This is a genomic window from Brenneria goodwinii (assembly GCF_002291445.1).
Taxonomy (GTDB): Bacteria; Pseudomonadota; Gammaproteobacteria; order Enterobacterales; family Enterobacteriaceae; genus Brenneria; species Brenneria goodwinii.
This window is the reverse complement of sequence record NZ_CP014137.1, coordinates 4,636,477-4,657,900: the sequence shown is the minus strand read 5'-3', so window position 1 is coordinate 4,657,900 and position 21,424 is coordinate 4,636,477. Positions and strand designations below refer to the sequence as shown.

Annotated in this window: 18 protein-coding genes; 4 read left to right on the top strand and 14 right to left on the bottom strand. The window is 55.8% G+C overall.

The features are described from left to right. Window positions 1-11 precede the first annotated feature (11 nt). The 6 genes from opp1C to asd form a co-directional block, all read right to left on the bottom strand. A complete protein-coding gene (gene opp1C / locus ACN28R_RS20660) occupies window positions 12-851 on the bottom strand; it encodes a nickel/cobalt ABC transporter permease (RefSeq protein ID WP_048637137.1) in 840 nt (279 codons plus the stop codon). Then, window positions 848-1,786 carry a nickel/cobalt ABC transporter permease gene (opp1B, locus tag ACN28R_RS20655; RefSeq protein WP_095835361.1) on the bottom strand — a complete coding sequence of 313 codons (939 nt, stop codon included), beginning with the start codon at window positions 1,784-1,786 and terminating at the stop codon, window positions 848-850. The genes opp1C and opp1B overlap by 4 nt, the downstream gene beginning before the upstream one ends. A 7-nt stretch (window positions 1,787-1,793) precedes the next feature. Then, window positions 1,794-3,362, bottom strand: a complete 1,569-nt coding sequence (gene nikA, locus ACN28R_RS20650) for a nickel ABC transporter substrate-binding protein (protein ID WP_095835360.1) — start codon at window positions 3,360-3,362, stop codon at window positions 1,794-1,796. 22 nt (window positions 3,363-3,384) lie between these two features. Further along, window positions 3,385-4,164, bottom strand: coding sequence for a class I SAM-dependent methyltransferase (locus ACN28R_RS20645; protein ID WP_095835359.1), 780 nt, complete (start codon window positions 4,162-4,164; stop codon window positions 3,385-3,387). 306 nt (window positions 4,165-4,470) lie between these two features. Continuing rightward, window positions 4,471-4,869, bottom strand: a complete 399-nt coding sequence (nikR, locus tag ACN28R_RS20640; RefSeq protein ID WP_048637133.1) for a nickel-responsive transcriptional regulator NikR — start codon at window positions 4,867-4,869, stop codon at window positions 4,471-4,473. 179 nt (window positions 4,870-5,048) lie between these two features. Further along, the gene (gene asd / locus ACN28R_RS20635) at window positions 5,049-6,152 is read right to left on the bottom strand and encodes an aspartate-semialdehyde dehydrogenase (protein WP_048637132.1); all 1,104 of its coding nucleotides are present in this window, start codon (window positions 6,150-6,152) and stop codon (window positions 5,049-5,051) included. A 482-nt stretch (window positions 6,153-6,634) separates the two neighbouring features. Here asd and ACN28R_RS20630 point away from each other — a divergent pair, with 482 nt between their 5' ends. Then, a complete protein-coding gene (locus tag ACN28R_RS20630; protein ID WP_048637131.1) occupies window positions 6,635-7,228 on the top strand; it encodes a YhgN family NAAT transporter in 594 nt (197 codons plus the stop codon). Window positions 7,229-7,417: 189 nt separating this feature from the next. Here the strand turns inward: ACN28R_RS20630 and gntT are convergent, their stop codons facing one another. Beyond that, on the bottom strand, window positions 7,418-8,734 hold the full coding sequence (gntT, locus tag ACN28R_RS20625) for a gluconate transporter (RefSeq protein ID WP_048637130.1): 1,317 nt from the start codon (window positions 8,732-8,734) through the stop codon (window positions 7,418-7,420). A 257-nt stretch (window positions 8,735-8,991) separates the two neighbouring features. On the opposite strand from gntT, the gene ACN28R_RS20620 reads away from it, so the two are divergent. Next, on the top strand, window positions 8,992-9,531 hold the full coding sequence (locus ACN28R_RS20620) for a gluconokinase (RefSeq protein WP_095835357.1): 540 nt from the start codon (window positions 8,992-8,994) through the stop codon (window positions 9,529-9,531). 33 nt (window positions 9,532-9,564) lie between these two features. On the opposite strand, the gene gntR is transcribed toward ACN28R_RS20620, so the two are convergent. The 4 genes from gntR to glpA form a co-directional block, all read right to left on the bottom strand. Beyond that, window positions 9,565-10,560, bottom strand: coding sequence for a gluconate operon transcriptional repressor GntR (gntR, locus tag ACN28R_RS20615; protein WP_048639754.1), 996 nt, complete (start codon window positions 10,558-10,560; stop codon window positions 9,565-9,567). A gap of 353 nt (window positions 10,561-10,913) precedes the next feature. Next, window positions 10,914-12,143: an anaerobic glycerol-3-phosphate dehydrogenase subunit GlpC gene (gene glpC / locus ACN28R_RS20610; protein ID WP_095835356.1), complete on the bottom strand. Its 1,230-nt coding sequence runs from the start codon at window positions 12,141-12,143 to the stop codon at window positions 10,914-10,916. Beyond that, a complete protein-coding gene (gene glpB / locus ACN28R_RS20605; protein WP_095835355.1) occupies window positions 12,140-13,402 on the bottom strand; it encodes a glycerol-3-phosphate dehydrogenase subunit GlpB in 1,263 nt (420 codons plus the stop codon). The genes glpC and glpB overlap by 4 nt, the downstream gene beginning before the upstream one ends. Continuing rightward, window positions 13,392-15,083 (bottom strand): anaerobic glycerol-3-phosphate dehydrogenase subunit A, encoded by a 1,692-nt coding sequence (gene glpA / locus ACN28R_RS20600; protein ID WP_375153859.1) that lies wholly within the window; start codon window positions 15,081-15,083, stop codon window positions 13,392-13,394. The genes glpB and glpA overlap by 11 nt, the downstream gene beginning before the upstream one ends. 321 nt (window positions 15,084-15,404) lie before the next feature. Here glpA and glpT point away from each other — a divergent pair, with 321 nt between their 5' ends. After that, entirely contained in the window at window positions 15,405-16,754 is a 1,350-nt protein-coding gene (gene glpT, locus ACN28R_RS20595; RefSeq protein ID WP_048637126.1) for a glycerol-3-phosphate transporter, read from the top strand. 68 nt (window positions 16,755-16,822) lie between these two features. Here the strand turns inward: glpT and yigL are convergent, their stop codons facing one another. Together yigL and pldB are read right to left on the bottom strand one after the other, a co-directional pair. Continuing rightward, the gene (gene yigL / locus ACN28R_RS20590; RefSeq protein WP_095835353.1) at window positions 16,823-17,623 is read right to left on the bottom strand and encodes a sugar/pyridoxal phosphate phosphatase YigL; all 801 of its coding nucleotides are present in this window, start codon (window positions 17,621-17,623) and stop codon (window positions 16,823-16,825) included. Between the two features lie 98 nt (window positions 17,624-17,721). Further along, the gene (gene pldB / locus ACN28R_RS20585; protein WP_095835352.1) at window positions 17,722-18,717 is read right to left on the bottom strand and encodes a lysophospholipase L2; all 996 of its coding nucleotides are present in this window, start codon (window positions 18,715-18,717) and stop codon (window positions 17,722-17,724) included. Between the two features lie 185 nt (window positions 18,718-18,902). Between pldB and rhtB the strand changes: the two genes are divergently transcribed. Beyond that, window positions 18,903-19,523 carry a homoserine/homoserine lactone efflux protein gene (rhtB, locus tag ACN28R_RS20580; RefSeq protein WP_095835351.1) on the top strand — a complete coding sequence of 207 codons (621 nt, stop codon included), beginning with the start codon at window positions 18,903-18,905 and terminating at the stop codon, window positions 19,521-19,523. Window positions 19,524-19,533: 10 nt separating this feature from the next. On the opposite strand, the gene recQ is transcribed toward rhtB, so the two are convergent. Next, window positions 19,534-21,360, bottom strand: coding sequence for an ATP-dependent DNA helicase RecQ (gene recQ / locus ACN28R_RS20575; protein ID WP_048637122.1), 1,827 nt, complete (start codon window positions 21,358-21,360; stop codon window positions 19,534-19,536). Window positions 21,361-21,424 lie beyond the last annotated feature (64 nt).

The window sequence follows — 21,424 nt, the reverse complement described above, 5'->3', positions numbered from 1 at the left end:
CTAACGACGACTCAATCTCCAGTGGCTCCTTGCATATCCAACACATCGCGCAGAAAATCGCCCAGATAGTTAAACGCCGCTACCGTCAGCACGATGGCCGCTCCGGCGGGCAACATCTGCTCCGGATGTATCATCATCACGTTCTTCGCCTCACCCAGCATCGCGCCCCATTCCGGGGTGGGCGGCTGAACGCCGAGTCCGATAAAAGACAATGCCGATAGCAGCAGGATCACCGCGCCGCTGTCGGTGGTCGCCAGCACCGTCATTTCAGCCGCCGTTACCGGCAGCAGGTGCCGCAGGATGATGTAACGCGGCCTTCCGCCGATCAGTCTGGCGTAATGAATGTAGTGCTGGTCGCTATATTGCAGTACGATGCCGCGGATCATCCGGGCATACCAGGCCCATTTCACCAACAGCACCGCCAGTATGATATTGCCCAGCCCCGGCCCCAGGATCCCCACCAGCGCAAAAATCATCACTTCGCCGGGGAAAGACAGCATCACGTCAGACAAGCGCATCAATACGGCATCAACACGCCCGCGAAAGTAACCCGCCAGCATACCGATCAGCATCCCGAACGTCAGCGTGACCGCCATCGCCAGTAGCGATACCCACACCGTGGTGCGAATGCCGAACAACAGGCGGGACAGAACACATCGCCCCAGATGGTCGGCGCCCAGCGGATAATCCAGGCTGATGTCATGATATTTATCGCGCCACGACACCAGCAGCGGATCGTGCGGCGCAATCCAGGGCGCCAGTAAACCGGCCAGCAGCAGCAACGCCAGAAAACACAGACACGCCAGCGCCAGCTTGTCCTGTTTCAGCCGCGGCCAGAGACGCCGCATCATCCGGCGATACCGCGCCGCAAACGGGGATCCAGCCACATTTGCAGTAAATCAATGATGAAATTCATCACGACGAACAGCAGCGCCATCAACAGGACATAAGCCTGAATGACCGGGTAATCGCGGTTAAAAATCGCCGTCACGCATAGCCGCCCCAAACCGGGCCAGGAAAAAACGTTTTCGATAACCAGCGTACCGGCAATCAGCCTGGGAATACTCATGCCTAGCGCCACCAGAGGCGAATAGAGGGCGTTAATCAACACATGCCGCCAGAGGATGCGCCGGGCGCTCAATCCACGCGCCTGGGCATATTCGACGTAAGGCTGGTTAAGCTGCCCCAGCATGTTGTTGCGCAGCAGACGAACATAGGTGCCGATATAGCCCAGCGCCAGCGTCAATGCGGGCAGGATCGCCGCGCCCGGCTCCTGAATCCCCCCGATAGGCAACCAATTCAGTTTGACCGACAGCAGCCAGATCAGCAGCAGGCCCAACCAGTAATTGGGCATCGCGGTAAGCAGGAACAGCAACGTACGCACAAGTTTATCCTGCCAGCGCCCCTGGGTTGCTACGCACAGCATGGCCAACGACAGCGAAAACAGCAGGATGATGCCCAGAGCGCCGGCGGCCAGCCATAGCGTGGCGGGCAAGGCGATCATGAGCGCCTGCCGCACGCTGGTTCGGGTAACGAACGAGGTGCCGAAATCCAGATGCAGGCAGCGCAGCAACCAGGAAAGGTATTGCTGCCAGAACGACCGGTCCAGCCCCAACTCATGGCGCATTGCCGCTATGGCCTCATCCGTCGGCACAATCATGTTAACGCGCAGCGCAACTTCGGCGGGATCGGAAGGAGAAAGCTGGATCAACGCAAAGGCGATCCAGGATATCGCCAGGATCAGCGGGATCATCAGCAGCAAGCGGCGGAAGAGATAGCGCTTCATCCGTTCATTAACGCCAGTACATCTTTTCAAACGGGATCTCATACTGGGAAGGATTAAACGTCACGCCTTGCAGATGAGCGCTGAACACGGCTTTGGTGCGGGAATAGGTCAACGGGATATAAACCGCTTCCTGCGCCAGCGTCATAAATATCTGGCGGTACAGTTGCCGGCGCTGCTCGTCATCCGGGGTAATCAACACCCGGCCAATCAGCGCATCCAGTTCGGCTTTGCCCGGTAACCCCTTTTGCCCCTGGTAATCAGCATGCGCGGGAATACGAAACGAAGAAACATACGACTGCGGATCGTAAGGTTTGCCCCAGGACAAAGAGTATTGCAGGTCAAAATCACCGGATTTCTGCCTGTCCAGGTAAGCCTGTTTTTCTTCGCCAATCAGCGTGACGTCCACCCCCACCTGTCGGAAATTGCTTTGTATCACTTCGGCGATTTGCTTTTCTCCCGCGTTATTGGCGTTGTAAGAGAACACCAACCGCAGCGGCCTGCCCTGCTTCTCACGGATTGCGCGGCCTGCGGGGAGCCGCCATCCGGCCTCGTCTAACAAGGCATTGGCTGTGGCCATGTCATAGCGATAAATCGGCAAATCAGCGATATCGGCATAGGGAACGTTACGCGCCAGCAGCGTATCCGCCACGCTTTCGCTGCCCGCCATCACGCCTTGGGCAATCGCCTGCTTATCCACCGCATACTGTAAGGCGAGCCGTACCTGACGATCGGCGGTAATCGGTCGGGCGCTGTTCAACACCAACGCCCGTGACGCCACCGGCTCGCTGATGGCGGTATGAAACTTGCCGCCCGCCTGCAACGCCATAAAACTGTCGCCGTCCAGCATGTCGCCATCCGCGCCGAAAATCAGCTGAATGTCGCCTTTCTCCAACGCCAGCAGCATGCTTTGACGATCGGGAATGACTCTCCACACCACCCGATGAAGCCTTGGCGGCGTTCCCCAGTAGCGGGGATTGGCGTTAAATACGGCATACTGATTTTGTACATACTCCGCCAGCAGCCACGGCCCGGTTCCGGCATAAGCGCTGACGCCGTTCTTGGTTTCACCGTTAATAAAATCTTTCGGGGAGATAAAACGGAAAGGCCGGGTTAATCCAAGCTCCACCAGCGTAGGGTAATAGGGATTTTTCAGATACAGCGCGACGGTATAATCATCCACGACCTTGACGCTATCGATCTGCCGAACCAGTTCAAGCCAGGCATGGCGCTGATAATTCGCCAACACCGCCTCGATGTTCTGTTTTACCGCCTGGGCATCAAACCTTTCGCCGTCGCTGAAGGTCACGCCGTGACGCAGGTGAAAGGTATAGCGCTTACCGTCCGGCGAGATCTCCCAGCTTTGCGCCAGCCACGGCCGCATGCCCTGTTCGCTATTCATCACCAGCGGCTCAAACACCATATTCTGCGCGGCCATCTCACCGCGATAAAGATGCGGGTTAATGTCCTGGATATCATTGACGCTGGCATAGTCAAGCGTGTTTTCCGCCGCGCCTGTGGGCAGGCTCCCCACCATCAGTAATGCCAGCGCGGCAATTCGCAGCAGCATGGCTCGCATCGGCCTCATTGCGCCCCCGCGGCTACTTTTCCGCACAGATCAAAAACATCGGCGTCGAGGCGTAATTCACCTTTTCCGTCTCATCCCACAGTTCATCGCCAACGCGCGTATCCAGCATGATTTTGCGATAGCCGCATCGCAGCAACGCCTGCGTATCCCACTGCGGACGGCGCTCACGGCTGAGCGGCAGCTGGCGGGCGATGTTTTCCATCGCGACGGTATCGGTATTGACGTAGTGATCGTCCAGTCCCAGATAGCGGGCGTTGGCCCGATCCGCCAGATAGCCAAGACGGCTTTGCTCATCGAACAGTTGCAGATACCAGTTGGCGTCGAAATTAATCAACCGGCCCCCCGGCGCCAGCACCCGATGCCACTCTTCATAGGCGCGCTGCGGATCGTCCAGATTCCAGGTCACATTACGCGTCACAATCAGATCAAAACGCGCGTCGGCAAACGGCAGCGTATGAACGTCTGATGACACGAAGTTCACCTCAGCGCCGTAGCGCGCCGCATTAGCGCGCGCCTGATCCAGCATCGCCTGCGTAATATCGACCGCCGTCACCTGATGCCCGGCCAGCGCCATCATAACGGCAAAAAATCCCGGCCCGCTGCCAATATCCAGTACCTTTAATACCGGTTTGCGCGGCGCGTATTCGTTGATTTTTTGCAGCCAGGCGTCGCGTTTGGCGTTGGCCAGTTCGGCGGCGTTCAGTTTACTGTAGCTGGCGGCGCGGGACGTCCAGTAGCACTGCACATCATCCAATAGCTCACGGCTTTCATTTTCGACAAGGAGTTGGCTCACGCGGGTTGATCCTGTAAAAGCGCTCAGACCGGGCGTGTACCTCACCAACGCACCGGTACTGAACAGGAAAACAATTCTTTTCGCTGACGGGCTTTCCGCCCACCACCTTTGTCGCCGTCGCAGGGCGGCGTTTTTTCTATGCCCGATTTATATCAGATAGGAGGGAATGATTTAACCGTGGAGTATGAACTTTACAAAAAAAATCATACTTTTTTGATCTAACGTAACTTACGCCTGCAAGCAACCTTGGGTTTTACCCACAGACCGGGAGGCGGAAAGTACCCGCCGATGCCGGCCTTGAAGACATTACAGCGGAATAAGATTCAATCGCCCGTGGCGCACGCCGGTCTGCGCCATCACCGACTCGGCAAAACGCTCAACCTGCGACGTGGCGCCGCGCAAAATAATCGTTTCCACGCACTCCTCATGGCTCAGATGCGTATGCATGGTGGAAACCGTTAAATCGTGATGTTCGTGCTGCATATCGGCAAGCCGACTGGAAAGCTGACGCTCATGATGATCGTAGACGTAGCTCAACACCGCCACGCAGACGCCATTTTTATCCGTCTCCAGCGTCATTTCGCCCAGTTCGCGACGCAGCATATCGCGGAACGCTTCTGAACGATTGGCATAGCCTTTACGCCGCATCAGTTCATCAAAGTTCTGCGCCAGTTGATCGTCCATTGAAATCGTCAGTCTTTGCACCGTCAGCCTCGTAGGGAAAGAGAATGGAGGGGAAGTTTGCCGGCATTATAAAAGGCAGACGGCGTGATGCATACGTACAATATCAATTTAGCGGAAATCGAAGACATTCGGCCGGCGCAATCACGCGGAAGAATAACCTGACGCAACGCCTGAGGCGCTACGTCAGATCGGGAGAAGGATTACAGCAGAATACGCAGCATACGGCGCAACGGTTCAGCAGCGCCCCACAGCAGCTGATCGCCAACCGTAAACGCGGACAGATATTCCGGCCCCATATTCAGTTTACGCAAACGGCCAACCGGGGTAGACAGCGTACCGGTCACCGCTGCCGGCGTCAGCTCACGCATCGTCACGTCGCGATCGTTCGGCACCACTTTCACCCAGTCGTTATGGGTCGCCAGCATCTGTTCAATTTCCGGCAGCGCCACATCTTTTTTCAGTTTGATGGTGAAAGCCTGGCTATGACAACGCAGCGCGCCGACGCGAACGCACAGACCGTCAACCGGGATCACGCTGCCGGTGTTGAGGATCTTGTTGGTTTCCGCCTGACCTTTCCACTCTTCGCGGCTTTGGCCGTTATCCAACTGCTTGTCGATCCACGGGATCAGGCTGCCCGCCAAAGGCACGCCGAAGTTATCGGTCGGCAGCGTGCCGCTGCGGGTCAGCGCGGTAACTTTACGTTCGATATCCAGAATGGCTGAAGCGGGATCCTGAAGCTCTTTCGCAACTTCACCATTCAACATACCCATTTGCACCAGAAGCTCGCGCATATGACGTGCGCCGCCGCCGGAAGCCGCCTGATAAGTGGAGACCGAAACCCAATCCACCAGATCGTTGGCGAACAGGCCGCCCAGCGACATCAGCATCAGGCTGACGGTGCAGTTGCCGCCGACAAAGGTTTTAATGCCGTTATCCAGCCCCTTCCTGATCACTTCATGGTTAACCGGATCAAGAATAATAATGGCGTCATCCTTCATGCGCAGAGAGGAGGCGGCGTCAATCCAATACCCCTGCCAGCCGCTTTCGCGCAGCTTTGGATAAATTTCATTGGTATAATCGCCGCCCTGACAGGTGATAATGATATCCAGCGCACGCAACGCATCCAGATCGTAAGCGTCCTGCAACACGCCTTGCTGACCTCCCAACGTTGGCGCCGGTTCACCGTGCTGAGAAGTGGAAAAGAATACCGGGCGGATCGCGTCGAAGTCGCGTTCTTCGACCATGCGTTGCATGAGAACCGAACCGACCATACCGCGCCAGCCAATAAAACCAACATTTTTCATGGTAACTGTCCTACCTTGGGGGTAACAAAAAGAATCCTGGATGCAGTCTTAGAGACTATCCCATTAGGGCTATTTCACTTGCCATTTTGGCCCTGGGCAGTGCTCGAAATCCTCACGTACTACGTGTACGCTCCGGTTTCTGCGCGCTGTCCGTGTCCAAACTGCCTGCGCCAATAACGCCTACTGGGATAGGCTCTTAGTGTAGTAATTGATAGTAAACATATTAAGAGTATACCCAATACAGCGGCAGGCGAACGAACTCCGATAAACTGGCTACAACCAGACAATTCGAGTAAATGAACGCAGCCAACACGCCTGCAACCTGAAATATGAAGGGTATAACGACTTTAACCATACAAAATGTACGCAAAGTCGCAAGTGAATTTATTCGATAGCGCGACGTTTTTCAGCAGTCATTCTAATATCATCTGTTTTTATGCAGGATGACGTACCACATTGGCGTTCAGGAGCAAAATACTAAAATGACAGAAATGATCTCAGCAACCGTGCTGTTGCTGTTAATTATGGATCCACTCGGCAATCTGCCTATTTTCATGTCGGTGCTGAAACATCTGGATCCTAAACGCCGACGCGTCGTACTCATCCGTGAAATGCTTATCGCGCTGGGTTTGATGCTGATTTTCCTCTTCGCCGGCGAGCGGATCCTGGCCTTTCTGAACCTGCGCACCGAAACGGTATCGATTTCCGGCGGAATCATATTGTTCCTGATCGCCATCCGCATGATCTTCCCCTCGCAGGAAGGCCACAAAAGCGGTTTACCGGCTGGAGAAGAACCCTTTCTGGTGCCGATGGCGATCCCACTGGTTGCCGGTCCGTCGATTCTGGCGGCGCTGATGCTGCTTTCCCATCAATATCCCGACCAACTGCCCCACCTGACGTTAGCGCTATTTATCGCCTGGTCGATCTCTTTCGTGATCCTGCTAATGTCGAACCTGTTTTTACGTTTGCTGGGTGAGAAAGGCGTTAGTGCGCTGGAAAAGCTGATGGGATTAATTCTGGTGATGCTATCAACGCAGATGTTCCTGGATGGCATACGGGCGTATATGAAGCTGTAACACGGTAAATAAACGCCGTCTCAGGCGATTTACCATTCGCCCCGCCAGCGGCGTTCAAAAACGCACGCGTTTTGGTAGGGGAAACACGGGGGGAGTCCTCACCCCCGTGATCGCCGCGGATATTTCGACTTCACAGACAGGTTTGTCTGCAAACGCAGGCGGAGGAAAACTCCGCCTGATAACGCTTCGTCACACAACCATCGCCAACAGCAGGCACCCGACCAGTCCGCAGACGGAGATAATCGTCTCCAGCGCCGACCAGGACTTGATGGTTTCCATAATCGTCAGATTGAAATACTCTTTGAACAGCCAGAAGCCGGGGTCGTTCACGTGAGAGAAAATCACGCTGCCGGACCCAACGGCAATCACCATCAGTTCGGGGCTGGCGCCGGTGGATGCGATCAGCGGCGCGGCGATCCCGCCGGCGGTGATCGCGGCGACCGTCGCCGATCCCAGCGCGATGCGCAGCGTGGCGGCAATCAGCCAGGCCAGTAAAATGGGGGAAATGGAACTGCCTTCCATCATGGCGGCGATGTATTTGTCTACGCCGCTGTCCACCAATACCTGTTTAAACGCGCCGCCGCCGCCCAAAATCAACAGCATCATGGCAATGATTTTAATCGAGTCCGTGATGGTCGCCATGACTTCATCCATCGAACGACCGCGATTCAGACCAAACGTAAAAATCGCAATCAGCACGGAGATCAACGTCGCCATCACCGGATCGCCGAAGAATTCGGCGTAAGGCAATAAGGCGTGCCCCTTTGGCAACACCATTTCGGCCACCGCGCGCAGCGCCATTAAAATGACGGGAACCAGCGCTGTAGCAACGCTGACGCCAAAGCTCGGCATCTCTTCATCGGAAAACTGTTTCGGATTATAAAGCCCTTCGGGAACCGGCTTATCGATGCCTTTCAGGAAACGCGCATAAACCGGGCCGGCCAGAATTACCGTAGGGATCGCCAGCAACGTTCCGTACAGCAGCGTTAGCCCCATGTCCGCCTGGAAAATGGCGGCGATCGCCGTCGGCCCCGGATGCGGCGGCAAAAAACCGTGCGTGACGGACAGCGCCGCCGCCATCGGCACGCCGGCGTACAACAGCGGAATCCGCGCAGAGGCGACAATGCTGAACACCAGCGGCAGCAGCAATACGAAACCGACCTCATAGAACAGTGCAAACCCCACGGTAAAACCGGTCAGCACAATCGCCCATTGAATATGTTTTTTGCCAAATTTATCGATCAGAGTTGTGGCTATGCGTTGCGCGCCGCCGCAATCGGCCAGCAGCTTGCCCAACATCGCGCCAAACCCCATGATCAATGCCAGACTTCCCAGCGTGCCGCCCACCCCGTTTTTGATGGAGGCAATCACTTTGTCTACCGGCATTCCCTGCATAATTCCGACGGCTAACGCCACTAAAATCAATGAGATGAAACCATTCAACTTAAAACGAATCATCAATAATAGCAGTATTGCGACGCCAACAGCGACAATCACTAATGGCATAATCTGTTTCTCCAATCGTCTAATTATTCAACCCCGTGCCGATTCAGGCTGGAGTGTAGGGATTTTTATTCTTTCTTTATGCCATCCCAGTCATTCAGGCTGGCAACGACAAAGACAAGAACGTTGGTTATTGCATGAAATCCTTTGTGATTTTTGTCACATCTCTTGATGTTACCGGTATCATGATACCGGTAACATGCTAGGATAGGAAACCAGTAGGCAGCACTTAATTTACATTTTGGGATGGGGATCAACTTATGCCGGGTCAGAGCATTATTCTTATGGGCGTGTCAGGTAGTGGAAAATCATCGGTCGGCGCCGAGCTTGCCCGGACGATTGAGGCAAAATTCATTGACGGCGACGATCTGCATCCCCGCGCCAATATCCGGAAAATGGCTAGCGGCACGCCGCTGAACGATGAAGACCGCGCCCCCTGGCTGGAGCGTCTGAACGATGCCGCCTACAGCCTGTACCACAAAAATGAAACCGGCATCATCGTCTGTTCGGCACTAAAGAAACGCTATCGCGACGATTTACGCCGCGACAATGAAGGGATGACCTTTCTCTACCTGAAAGGTAGCTTTGATCTCATTCTGGCGCGGCATAAAGCCCGGGCGGGACATTTTATGCCGACCGAGCTGTTAAAAAGCCAGTTTGATGCGCTGGAAGAACCGGACAGCCATGAGCCTGATGTGCTGACGATCGACATCGACGGCAGCATGGAGGACGTGGTTAACCGCTGCGTTGCGGCGTTGCGCAGCCACCGGCCAGAGCGGCATGGCGGCACATCCGCATGAAGTTACCGCCGCAGCCGAGGCCTGGCGGTTCAGCTAGATGCTGCCGCCGTCCAGCAGGGTGAAGCCCACATCGACCATCGCTGGCGCGACGCGTTCGCCTCGTAATCGCTGCAGCAGGCGTTCCGCGCCAATCTGTCCCATGCGTTCGCGGGGGGTAAGTACGCTGGCCAGTTTCGGCACCATCGCCTGACCGATGTCGTGACCATGAAAGCCGACGACGCCCATATCCTGCGGCACGCGCAGCTCCTGACGCTGACACTCGAACATAGCGCCGACGGCCAGATCGTCATTGGTGCAGAAAATGCTGTCGACACACGGGTACTCCGCCTGCGCCTGGCGCAATAATTCTCCCCCCAGTGAATAGGAAGAGGCGTGATTGCTCATCACGCTATGGCTCTCCAACCCGTGATCCCGCATGGCCTGTTCATAACCGCGGCATTTCATGATGGTGCGTTCGTCCTGGCGCGCGCCCAGATACACAACATGACGATACCCCAGCGCAATCATATGCCGGGTCATCTGCCGCGCCGCCTCAACGTTATCGAACCCGACCGCCATATCCAGACAGGGAGAAACCGAGTCCATCAGTTCCACCACCGGAATGCCCGCGACATCAATCATCTGCCGGGTGCGATCCGTATGCAAACGATCGGCCAGAATCAGACCGTCAATGTTATAGGCCAGCAGCGACGTCAGCCGTTGCTCCTCTTTCTCGGGATGATACCCATAGTGGGCCAGCATGGTTTGATAACCCTGAGCATCGGTAACCCGTTCAATCCCGCGCAGCACTTCCGCAAATACCTGGTTGGTTAACGATGGCAGCAAAACGCCGATCGCCCGGCTGGTGGCGCTGGCAAGCATGTTGGGAGCCTGATTGGGGATGTAGCCTAATTCATCAAGCGCGATGGCTATCTTTTCCTGCAATGCAGCCGAAACCTGAGTCGGATTACGCAAATAACGGCTCACCGTCATTTTGGTAATGCCAACCCGATCGGCAACATCTTGGAGAACCGGTCTTTTTTTCTTCATCATCCACGGAGAACGCCAGAAAATATTGAGCGGAAGTCTAACAAAAAATGCACGTAGGGCATATGCAGGCTCTGCGTTTTGGCAACGGTACGCGGTATAAAAATCGCCGGGCGCGTTTTTTAACGCAGATTGCGTCGGACAGGGGTAACTCGTCATAAAAAAAAAGCCAGCACCCGAGCTGGCTAAAATAAATACTGGAAGCAATGTGAGCAATGTCGTGCCTTCACGATAAAACCGATAGTGCCGGTCCTCCCGGAAAGCAATGCAATAATAATCATTATCATTCTCGTTTGTAAAGCGTTTTTTTATGATGGCTTCCCTGCCCTTCTCCCTTCGGGCCGTCGCAGGCGGCGTTAACCATCGCTGTTCGTGTGCTCGCGTTGAACCAATGCCCTGGCCAGTAGCGTGATCGGGTGTTCACACGGCTTGCTGGTGGACATTTCAATTTGCCACTTGCAGGTTTCACAATCGGTGATCACCACATCCGCGCCGCTCTCCTCAATCTGGCGAAACAACGGTGCGCCAATGCCCTGGGAGGTCGCGTAATTTTCTTTTTTGAAGCCATAGGTGCCGGCGATCCCGCAACATTGGGAATCCAGCACAATGAGTTCAATACCGGGAATGCGCTGCAACAGCGCCAGCGTGTAAGCGGTCCACCCCATTTTTTCCAGGTGACAAGGCGTATGATATGCCACCCGCAGCGGCAGCGAGCGCAATGGCAACTCACGCCCCTCTTCTTCCAGCAGGCGGTATAGCTGGCGGGTCGCCAGTTCAATGCCATCGCGGACATGGCGCGTATCAATCCCCAGCAAGTGCGGATATTCATCGCGCAACGTGAAAGCGCAGCTGGACGATGTCGCCACTACCGGTATGGCCTTGCTGTTGATCGCTTCATCCAGCGATGTAATATTTATCCGTGCTTGCTTCCTTGCCTGATCGTGAAAGCCATTGGCAATCAACGGCACGCCACAGCACTTCTCCCTGGTTAACAGCTGAACGCCCACGTTCAGCGCGTTAAATACCCGGATCAGGTCTTTCCCCAGTTGAGGATGGTTGTAGTTAACATAGCAACCATGGAAGTAGGCGATCTGCTCGGCATAACGTTGCTGCGTCTCCGCCTGCTGGCGATACCAGCGGCGAAACGTGCCGAAAGAATATTTCGGCAATTGACGCCGATGGTCGATGTTTAAGGCTTTATCCAATAGCTGGCGCACCGGTTTCAAACCGGTAGCCGCATTCACCAGCGGAGCAAACGGCGTGGAAACGGATCCCATCAGATCGGTATGACTCAGAATGGCATCGCGCAGCGAGGGCTTGTGAGTGCTGTAGCTGGCTTTCGCGCGTTGGATGATATCGCCGATTTTGACGTCCGACGGGCAGGCCACTTCGCAACGTTTACAGTTGGTGCAGTACTTGAGCGCTTCATCATATAACGCGGGATCTTTACGCCGCAGACGCTCGCCGTCCGGCCCGGCTTGTTTCGGCCCCGGATAGAGCGGATTAACCCGGGATACCGGGCAATAAGTGGTGCACACCGTACATTTGATACAATTTTCGAAACTGTTATCGGTAAGCAAGCTCATTTGTTGCTCTCCTTCAGTATCAGATCGGCGGCATACAGTGCGCTAAGCATGGATACTCCGGCGCCACACCCTTGTGTAATGGGATCGAACCCTTCCAGTACCGCGCCGATGGCATACAGGTTATCCACCGTTTTGCCATCGATGGCGGGATGCAGATTTTCATCGGTTATCACCCCGAATTGCATATAAGGTTGCGCGGCGAACACATCCTGCCGACTCCATGCCTCCCGGTGCGCTTCAAAGCGAACGTCCAGTCCGAAGACGGGTTCAATGACTCTGTCGAACTGCGCCGACAGACCATTACTAAAGAAACTGCCGCTGGCCAGCACCACGTGTCCGGCCCGCAGCGGAATATCATGATGATTACGGGTATAGAGGGCGGTCTCCCGCGCTTCCAGCATCGCGCGTTCCACCCGATCCCCCGGCATGACAATCCCCCCCAATTGGCGAAAGCGGCGTAATAATGCCTGATGTAAACGCAGCCCCGGAACGGAAGGCGGTAACGTTGGCAGCAGTTGTACCGGTTTACCCGCCAGTTCGCTCAGTTCAGCCAATGCGGAAGGCTCATCCACGCCCAAACAGGCGGGCATGATCACCGCATCGTTGCCGCTGGCCAATACCGTCAGCTCTTCGGCCAGCGCCGCCCGGTTTTCCGGCCGATCGAGCACCCGGGAAATATTCACCGCCCGGAACTCGCTGGGATTGCCGCGCAGCCGATCCAGCACCGGCAGCTTTAAATCATCGCTGCGGGCGGCGATTCCCTGAGCCTGAAGCATTCCGGCCACAATACGGGATTGAAAATCAAGAAAGCCTTCAATACCGGCGACCAGCGGATTCTCCCAGCGTTGGGTATCGGGTAATCCCTGAGTCACGCTATCCGACGGGCTAAGCCAGCAAGGACGAAACTTACCCAGCGGCGTCATCCGCAGATGGTTTTGCCGATAATCGCCCAGCATCATTATCGAACAGCGAACCAGCAACGCCTGGACCTCCGGCAACAGCGCGGCGGCGCGTTCAGCCCCCATCCGCGAATAGGGATGATGGGGCGCCTGACGGGCGAGCTCATCCAGCGCGTTTAGCGGCTGATTGACCGGCTGACCATCCGGCAACGCGGCCAGCAAATCCAATGCTCCCGAGGAGAAATGCAAAGCGCTTTGCCCGGAACTGACGATGGCGCAACGTTTCCCCTGTTCGGATAGCCGGATAGCGCAGGTTAATCCTGCCAATCCGCCGCCGATAATGACTACGTCATAGCGCATGGTTTTCCTCCTCACTGTCGCTGGCGGTCAAACCACACAACCCCTGATAGACCCAACTGGTAAACTCGCTTTCGCGCAGGGTATTCCCCCAGGCGACAGGACGAATACCTTTCCAGCGTTCGTTCAGAAACTGGCTCAACTGGGTAATGGACTGCCGCGGCGTCGACTGCCCAAAGCGGCACAGCAACCCCGAGGCCCGGCAGGCGCATAGCTCGCCCTGACAGGTTCCCATCCCAACGCGGGTACGCCGGCGTAAATCAATCAGGTTATTAACCTGCAGCGATTCCACCGCGTAACGCACTTCGCCCGCGGTGACCGCCTCGCATTCACAGACCAGGCTGCCGCTCAGGCGCTCGCCGGACAGCAAGCGCCCGGCGCGTTCGCCGTGACGATAAATGGCCGATCCGCGCAGCGGCGCGGATAAAGAAGAAGAGGACGAGGGTTGTGGTTTAGCCGAGTTCCCGGCGAGAGCGGACGGATTGGACGCCGAGCGCGCGTTACCTGGCTCCGAGCCGGGCAATGGCCGCTCGGCTGTGGAGCACGCGACGTGATGCCCCAACTTTTCGCAAATTTTATCCGTTGTCCATTCGGCCATCAGCCGGTACGTCATCAATTTACCGCCGGTGATGGTGATAAATCCCTCCAGACCGTCGCGGCTGGCGTGGTCAAGCAACACGATACCGCGGCTGACGCTGCGCCCGCTGGGGTCGCTGTCGCTGGCCACCAGCGGCCGGACGCCGGCATAGGCGCGAAGAATGCGTGTGGTCGCAAGCTGCGGCGCCAGTTTGGCGCCTTCCCGCATCAGCGTTTCCACTTCGGCGGGCGTGACCACCATATTATCGATCTGGTCGTAATCGATATGGGTTGAGGTGGTGCCAATCAACGAGATGGTATCGCCCGGCACCAGAATGTCGGCATCCGCCGGTTTGCGGCAGCGGTTAATCACCATGTTATTGATGCGGTGCCCCAAAATCAGTAGCGCGCCTTTCGCCGGAAACATCCGCACGCGCAGATCGGCATATTCGGCGATATGCTGCCCCCAGATCCCGGCGGCATTAACCACCACCTGCGCATAGATTTCGCTTTCGACGCCGTTTTTATGGTCGAAAACGCGCACGCCGGTAATACGATCGCCCTGACGGATCAGACCGATGGTTTCATGGTAGGTCAGCACTTCGGCGCCATGCTCTTCGGCATCGATCATATTGGCGGCGGTCAGACGAAAAGGATCGACCGTACCGTCAGGCACCCGAACCGCGCCGATAAGCGTTGGATTAGCGGCCGGTTCAAGCCGCAGGGCTTCTTGCGGATCAATCGCCTGGGCATTGATCCCCGCCTGCTGGCAGGCCGCAATAAACCGGGTCTGGTAGGCGAGATCGTCTTCCGGCAGGGTAATAAACAGACCATCGGTAGGTTCGACGCAGTGACGGGCGATACGCCGCAGAATCTGGTTTTCCTCAATACATTCGCGCGCGGATTCGCCATCGGTCACCGCATAACGCGATCCGCTGTGCAGCAGGCCATGATTACGTCCGGTAGCCCCGGTCGCGATATCATAGCGTTCGAGCAACAGACAGCGCAGCCCCCGTAGGGCGCAATCCCGCACCGTTCCGGCCCCTGTCGCGCCCCCGCCAATCACAATGACATCGGTTTCCCGGTATGCCCCCGTCTTTTGCATCATGTCCTCGCTTCACGCGCTTCGTTACATATTGCTATTGGTACACAAAATACAAGGACAATGTTTGATAAGGAACAAAATCGAACATAAAACGAAAATAAAATGGCGATTAAAAGCAATAAGTGTGATGGTCATCACTCGATTCACTGGTACAACGGCATCAACTCCGTTACTTACCCCGCGCATAAAAAACACTCAAATGTTACATTTTCATAAAAATGTAACATTTGAGCAGTAACTCACAGATAAAAAGTGCGTTATTGGCTAATTTCATGTTCGTTATAGAACAAAAAATTATCGTTTTCGGACGTACCGGAGGCAAAAATGCTGAGTATTTTTAAACCCGCCACACACCAGTCCCGCATCCCGACGGATCAAGTCGATCCACTGTATCGTCGCCTGCGTTGGCAAATTTTCATGGGCATCTTCTTTGGCTATGCCGCTTACTATCTGGTGCGCAAAAATTTCGCCCTAGCGATGCCATTCTTGATCGAACAAGGATTCTCGCGCGGCGATCTCGGTTTCGCGCTATCCGGCATTTCGATCGCCTACGGCTTTTCCAAATTTATCATGGGTTCGGTCTCCGACCGTTCCAATCCGCGCGTGTTCCTACCCGCGGGCCTGATACTGGCATCTGCGGTCATGCTGTTTATGGGGTTCGTGCCCTGGGCCACCTCCAGCATTGCGATTATGTTCGTGCTGCTGTTCCTGTGCGGCTGGTTTCAGGGCATGGGTTGGCCGCCGTGCGGACGCACCATGGTGCACTGGTGGTCGAAAAAGGAACGCGGCGGCATCGTTTCCATCTGGAACTGCGCGCATAACGTCGGCGGCGGTATTCCACCGCTACTGTTCCTGCTGGGGATGGCCTGGTTTAACGACTGGAAAGCCGCTCTGTACATGCCGGCGTTTGCCGCCATCCTGGTCGCGCTGATCGCCTTTGCCCTAATGCGGGATACGCCGCAGTCCTGCGGCTTACCCCCGATTGAAGAGTATAAAAACGACTATCCGGTTGATTATGATGAGAAAGCCGAAGAGGAGCTGACCGCGAAGCAAATCTTTATGCAGTACGTTTTCCCCAACCGGCTGCTGTGGTACATCGCCATCGCCAACGTATTTGTTTACCTGCTGCGCTACGGCATTCTTGACTGGTCTCCGACCTATCTGAAAGAGGTAAAACATTTCGCGCTGGACAAATCCTCCTGGGCCTATTTCCTCTACGAATATGCCGGCATCCCCGGCACGCTGCTGTGCGGCTGGATGTCCGACAAGGTGTTCAAAGGCAACCGCGGCGCCACCGGGGTATTCTTTATGACCCTGGTCACCATCGCCACCGTCGTGTACTGGCTGAACCCGGTGGGCAATCCGCATGTGGATATGGCGTGCATGATCACCATCGGCTTTCTGATCTACGGACCGGTGATGCTGATCGGCCTGCATGCGCTGGAGCTGGCGCCGAAGAAAGCCGCAGGCACGGCGGCCGGGTTCACCGGTCTGTTCGGTTATCTCGGCGGTTCCGTCGCCGCTAGCGCCATCGTTGGTTACACCGTGGACTTCTTCGGCTGGGACGGTGGCTTTATGGTGATGATCGGCGGCAGCATCCTGTCGGTGATTCTGCTAATTATCGTCATGATCAGTGAGAAAAAGCATAAGGAAGCGTTAGCCAGACAGGCTTAATCCCACCTTGTGGGCATCCCTCCGGCGGCGTCCTGTCGACGCCGCCTTTCTCCCAACAGAGAAAAACGTTATCTCAGAAACAAATCCCGCAGATAGTTCGGCACCGCGCTTTCCGCGTTGGAACCGATCACTTCCAGTTCCGGCAGTAAATCTTTTAAACGCTGATGCGCGTTTTGCATGATGCAGCCTTTGCCGGCCATCGACAGCATTTCGTAGTCGTTCATCCCGTCGCCGAAGGCGATACACTCTTTCAGCGAGAAGCCGATAATTTTCGCCACCTGCTCCAACGCATGCCCTTTGGATACCCCGCCGGCCATCACTTCCAGGCAGTTCAGCGTCGAGAAGCTCACGTTGACGCGATCGCCCCAGCGCGCGTTGATCGCCTCTTCCAACGGCAATAGCTGTTCGTGGGAATCGCAGGTAAAGAAGATTTTGCTGACGCCGTCGGTTTCCAGCAGGGCCGGTTCGAACAGCTTGTACTTAAATATCGACTCTTTAAAAAAACGCTCTTCTTCCGGCCGCTGACGGTTCATAAACCAATCATCATCGCGGTAAACATGCGTCAACATATCCGGATTGTGGTGTACCACGCCGTAAAGATCGCGGGCGATGTCCGGATCCAGATTATGACTGAAAATCAGCTCGCCCTGCGTGTTATGCACCCGGGCGCCGTTGGAGGTGATCATAAATGCGCTGATGCCAAGGCCATCACGGATTTGCGCCACATCCATGTAGTGCCGCCCGGTGGCAAACACAAAATGGATGCCTTTTTCTGTCAATAACCGAAGCGTCTCTTTCGCGTATGGGGACAAGGTATGGTCGGGCGACAATAACGTGCCATCTAAATCTGAAGCGACAACATGGTACATAACGGTGAGTTCTAACCTCTGGTGATGTTGTAGCGGCACTCGCCGCAGAATTTAAATCCCCTTCATCTTTCAAGCTGCCGCCTTCCGCATCTCAAAAGCTATTGGGTATGGTTGGCAAAATGAGCCAGAATCAGTCCGAACGCCTCGGCGCGAATCGTATCTTTCTCAAACAGAATTTCATGCCGGGCGCCTTTAATAATCCGCGGCGTCCCGCCCACGCATGGGTGGCCGCTCTGCGCCAGAGCCTGACAAAACGCATCCTGGCTGCGGTTGTCCACCACACGATCCTCTTCCGCCTGCAACAGCAATATCGGCGTCGTGATATCGGCAGCCAGCGTCAGCAGTTGTTTTCCCACCAGCATGGCTTCGCGAACCCAATGGTAGGTTGGCCCGCCAACGCGTATTTCCGGCTCATCGGCATAGGCTCTGACGCTACGCCGATAGCGTTCGCGGCTGTGGGTCAGCACGTTGACCAGATAAGGCAGCGCCCGCCATTGCCCGGTGCCGATCGCATAATAGTCACGCACCGAGGGACGGCGTTCCGCCCAATCGACAATCCGCCGGGCCAGCCAATATGGCATGGGTAAATGAATACCGCACATTGGCGCGCACAGCGCGGCGGCGTCAAACGCCGCCGGCTGACGAGCCAGAAAATGAGCCAGAATGGCGCCCCCCATAGAGTGCGCCAGGGCAAATCGCCGAGTATAGGCTAAGTGGCTGATTTGCTGCCGCCATAACAATTCGACATCGTCCACGTAGTCGCTAAAGCGCAATACATGACCACGATGCCGGTCTTCAAGCAGCCGTCCGGAACGTCCCTGCCCACGATGATCCATCATCAGCACGTCATAGCCATTATGAAAGAGATCGTAGGCGACTTCGCCGTACTTTACGTAACTTTCAATACGGCCGGGAAACACGACAACCAGTTTATCGTGCCGGGGAGAGGTGAAACGGACAAAACGGATCGGCACGTCATCGACGCCGATAAACTCCGCTTCCTCACGCTGGCGCCAAAAATCCAGTAGTTTCCCGGTCGCAAAGGCAGCGAACTGCACTTCTCGCGTTAGCAGACTATCGGGATACTGAATCATCACACAACTCCGGTGCAGGCCAGTAAAGTTATCGGAATGGCTTTGTGAGCTATAGCACAAATAAAGCTATCAGAGTATTGTGTCATAAAAAATCGCCAGGAGCGATTTTCAACAACGCTGGCAACGGCGCGAAAAATAGCGGCCAGGACGCCGGTTATAAAAAAGCAATCTAGGAGCATTCGGCAGTGACCTTCGACTGGTGGTTAACCTATTTACTGACAACATTTATTCTCAGTCTTTCTCCAGGTTCAGGCGCTATCAATACCATGAGCACCGGTATCAGCCACGACTATCGCGGCACCATTGCCTCAATCACCGGTTTACAGATCGGTCTGGCCGCACACATCGTCCTGGTGGGTATCGGGCTTGGCGCACTGCTGTCGCAATCCATTATGTTTTTCGACATATTGAAATGGTTGGGTGCGGCGTACCTGATTTGGCTGGGGATCCAGCAGTGGCGTTCGGCAGGCTCGTTGGATATGAATGCGCTGGCCAGCACCATGCCGCGGCGTAAGCTCCTGAAACGCGCCGTTCTGGTTAATCTGACCAACCCGAAAAGCATTGTGTTTCTGGCCGCGCTGTTTCCGCAGTTCATCATTCCCCATCAACCACAGGCCGCGCAGTATCTGGTTTTGGGGGCGACCACCATCGTCGTCGATATTATTGTGATGATTGGTTACGCCACGTTGGCCAAACGGATTTCCGGCTGGCTGAAGGGCGCGCGGCAGGTGCGAATTCTCAATCGGATTTTTGGTTCGCTGTTTATACTGATCGGCGCGCTGTTGGCGACCGCGAGAAAAGCCTAGCTAACGAACATCAGTCGTCGTCATTATCGACATGATCGCGGATCATGGTCATAAAAGGCGAGCCGAAACGCTCAAGTTTGCGCTGTCCGACGCCGTTGATATTCAACAGTTCGGCGGCGGTAATCGGCATCAGTTCGGCCATCTCCAGCAACGTCGCGTCGCTGAACACCACATAGGGCGGGATATTGGCTTCATCGGCGATGGATTTGCGCAACTTGCGCAGCTTAGCGAATAGCTTGCGATCGTAGTTTCCACCGTAGGTTTTTTGGCTGGCGCGCGGCTTCAGGTTTATCACCCGCGGTACCGCAAGCTGCAACGGGACTTCGCCACGCAGCACCGGGCGGGCCGATTCGGTAAGCTGCAACGCGGAATGCTGGGCGATATTCTGACTCAGCAATCCCAGATGAATCAGCTGGCGCAACACGCTGACCCAATGCTCCTGGGACTTATCCCGACCGATGCCGTAAACCGGCAGCTTGTCGTGACCGTACTCACGGATACGCTGGTTATTGGCTCCGCGCAGCACCTCGACGATGTAACTCATGCCAAAGCGCTGCCCTACCCGATAAACGCAAGAGAGCGCCTTTTGCGCGTCCACCAGCCCGTCATAGCGTTTGGGGGGATCGAGGCAGATATCGCAGTTGCCGCACGGCTGCTGACGACCTTCGCCAAAATAGTTGAGCAATACCAGACGCCGGCAGGTTTGCGCCTCGGCAAAAGCGCCCATCGCATTCAGCTTATGGCGTTCAATTTCCAACTGCTGTCCGGCCGGTTTTTCTTCCAGACAACGCCGCAGCCAGGCCATATCGGCCGGGTCGTAAAACAGCGCCGCTTCCGCCGCCAGGCCATCGCGTCCGGCGCGCCCGGTTTCCTGATAGTAGGATTCAATATTGCGCGGAATATCAAAATGCACCACAAAGCGGACGTTGGGTTTGTTAATGCCCATGCCGAATGCCACGGTCGCCACCACCACTTGCAGATCATCGCGCTGGAAGGCTTCCTGAACCTGCGCCCGGCGCTCATTGTCCAGCCCGGCATGGTATGCCGCCACGCTCAGTCCGCGGCTTTGCAGGCGGGCGCTGATATCCTCCACCTTGGCCCGGCTGTTGCAGTAAATAATGCCGCTTTTGCCGCGCTGCCCCTGCACGAACATCCACAGCTGATCGAGCGGTTTGAATTTTTCCACCAGCGTATAGCGGATATTCGGGCGGTCAAAACTGCTGACCTGTATCAGCGGAGAGGGAAGATCGAGCAGACGAACGATATCCCGCCGCGTGGTTTCATCCGCGGTGGCGGTCAATGCGATGACAGGCAGGCCGGGGAAATGGCGTTTCACCTGCCCCAACGCCCGGTATTCGGGACGGAAATCGTGCCCCCACTGAGAAATACAGTGCGCTTCATCCACGGCGATCAGCGAAGGCCGCCAGTGCATCAGGTGATCGAGGAAGCTATCGGTAGTCAGGCGTTCCGGGGCGATATACAGCAGTTTGATCTGCCCGGAGCGGCAACCGGCCATCACCTCAAACTGCTGTTCGCGGGTTTGGGTCGAATTGAGACAGGCCGCCGACACGCCATACGCCTGTAGCTGGTCGACCTGATCTTTCATCAGTGAAATAAGCGGGGAAACCACCAGCGTCAGGCCATCCATCACCAGCGCGGGGATTTGGTAGCACAACGATTTGCCGCCGCCGGTCGGCATAACCACCAGACAATCCTGCCCGCTGAGGGTCGCATTGATGATTTCCTGCTGACCCGGACGGAATTGCTGATAGCCGAACGTCTCCCGCAGGATCTGAACCGCCAGCGCTTCCTTATTTAAAACTTCCGCCGTAGACACGCCTTCCCCAATCTGATGAACTCAAACAGACGCTATTTTCAGCGCCGCCCGATAAAACTGCAAG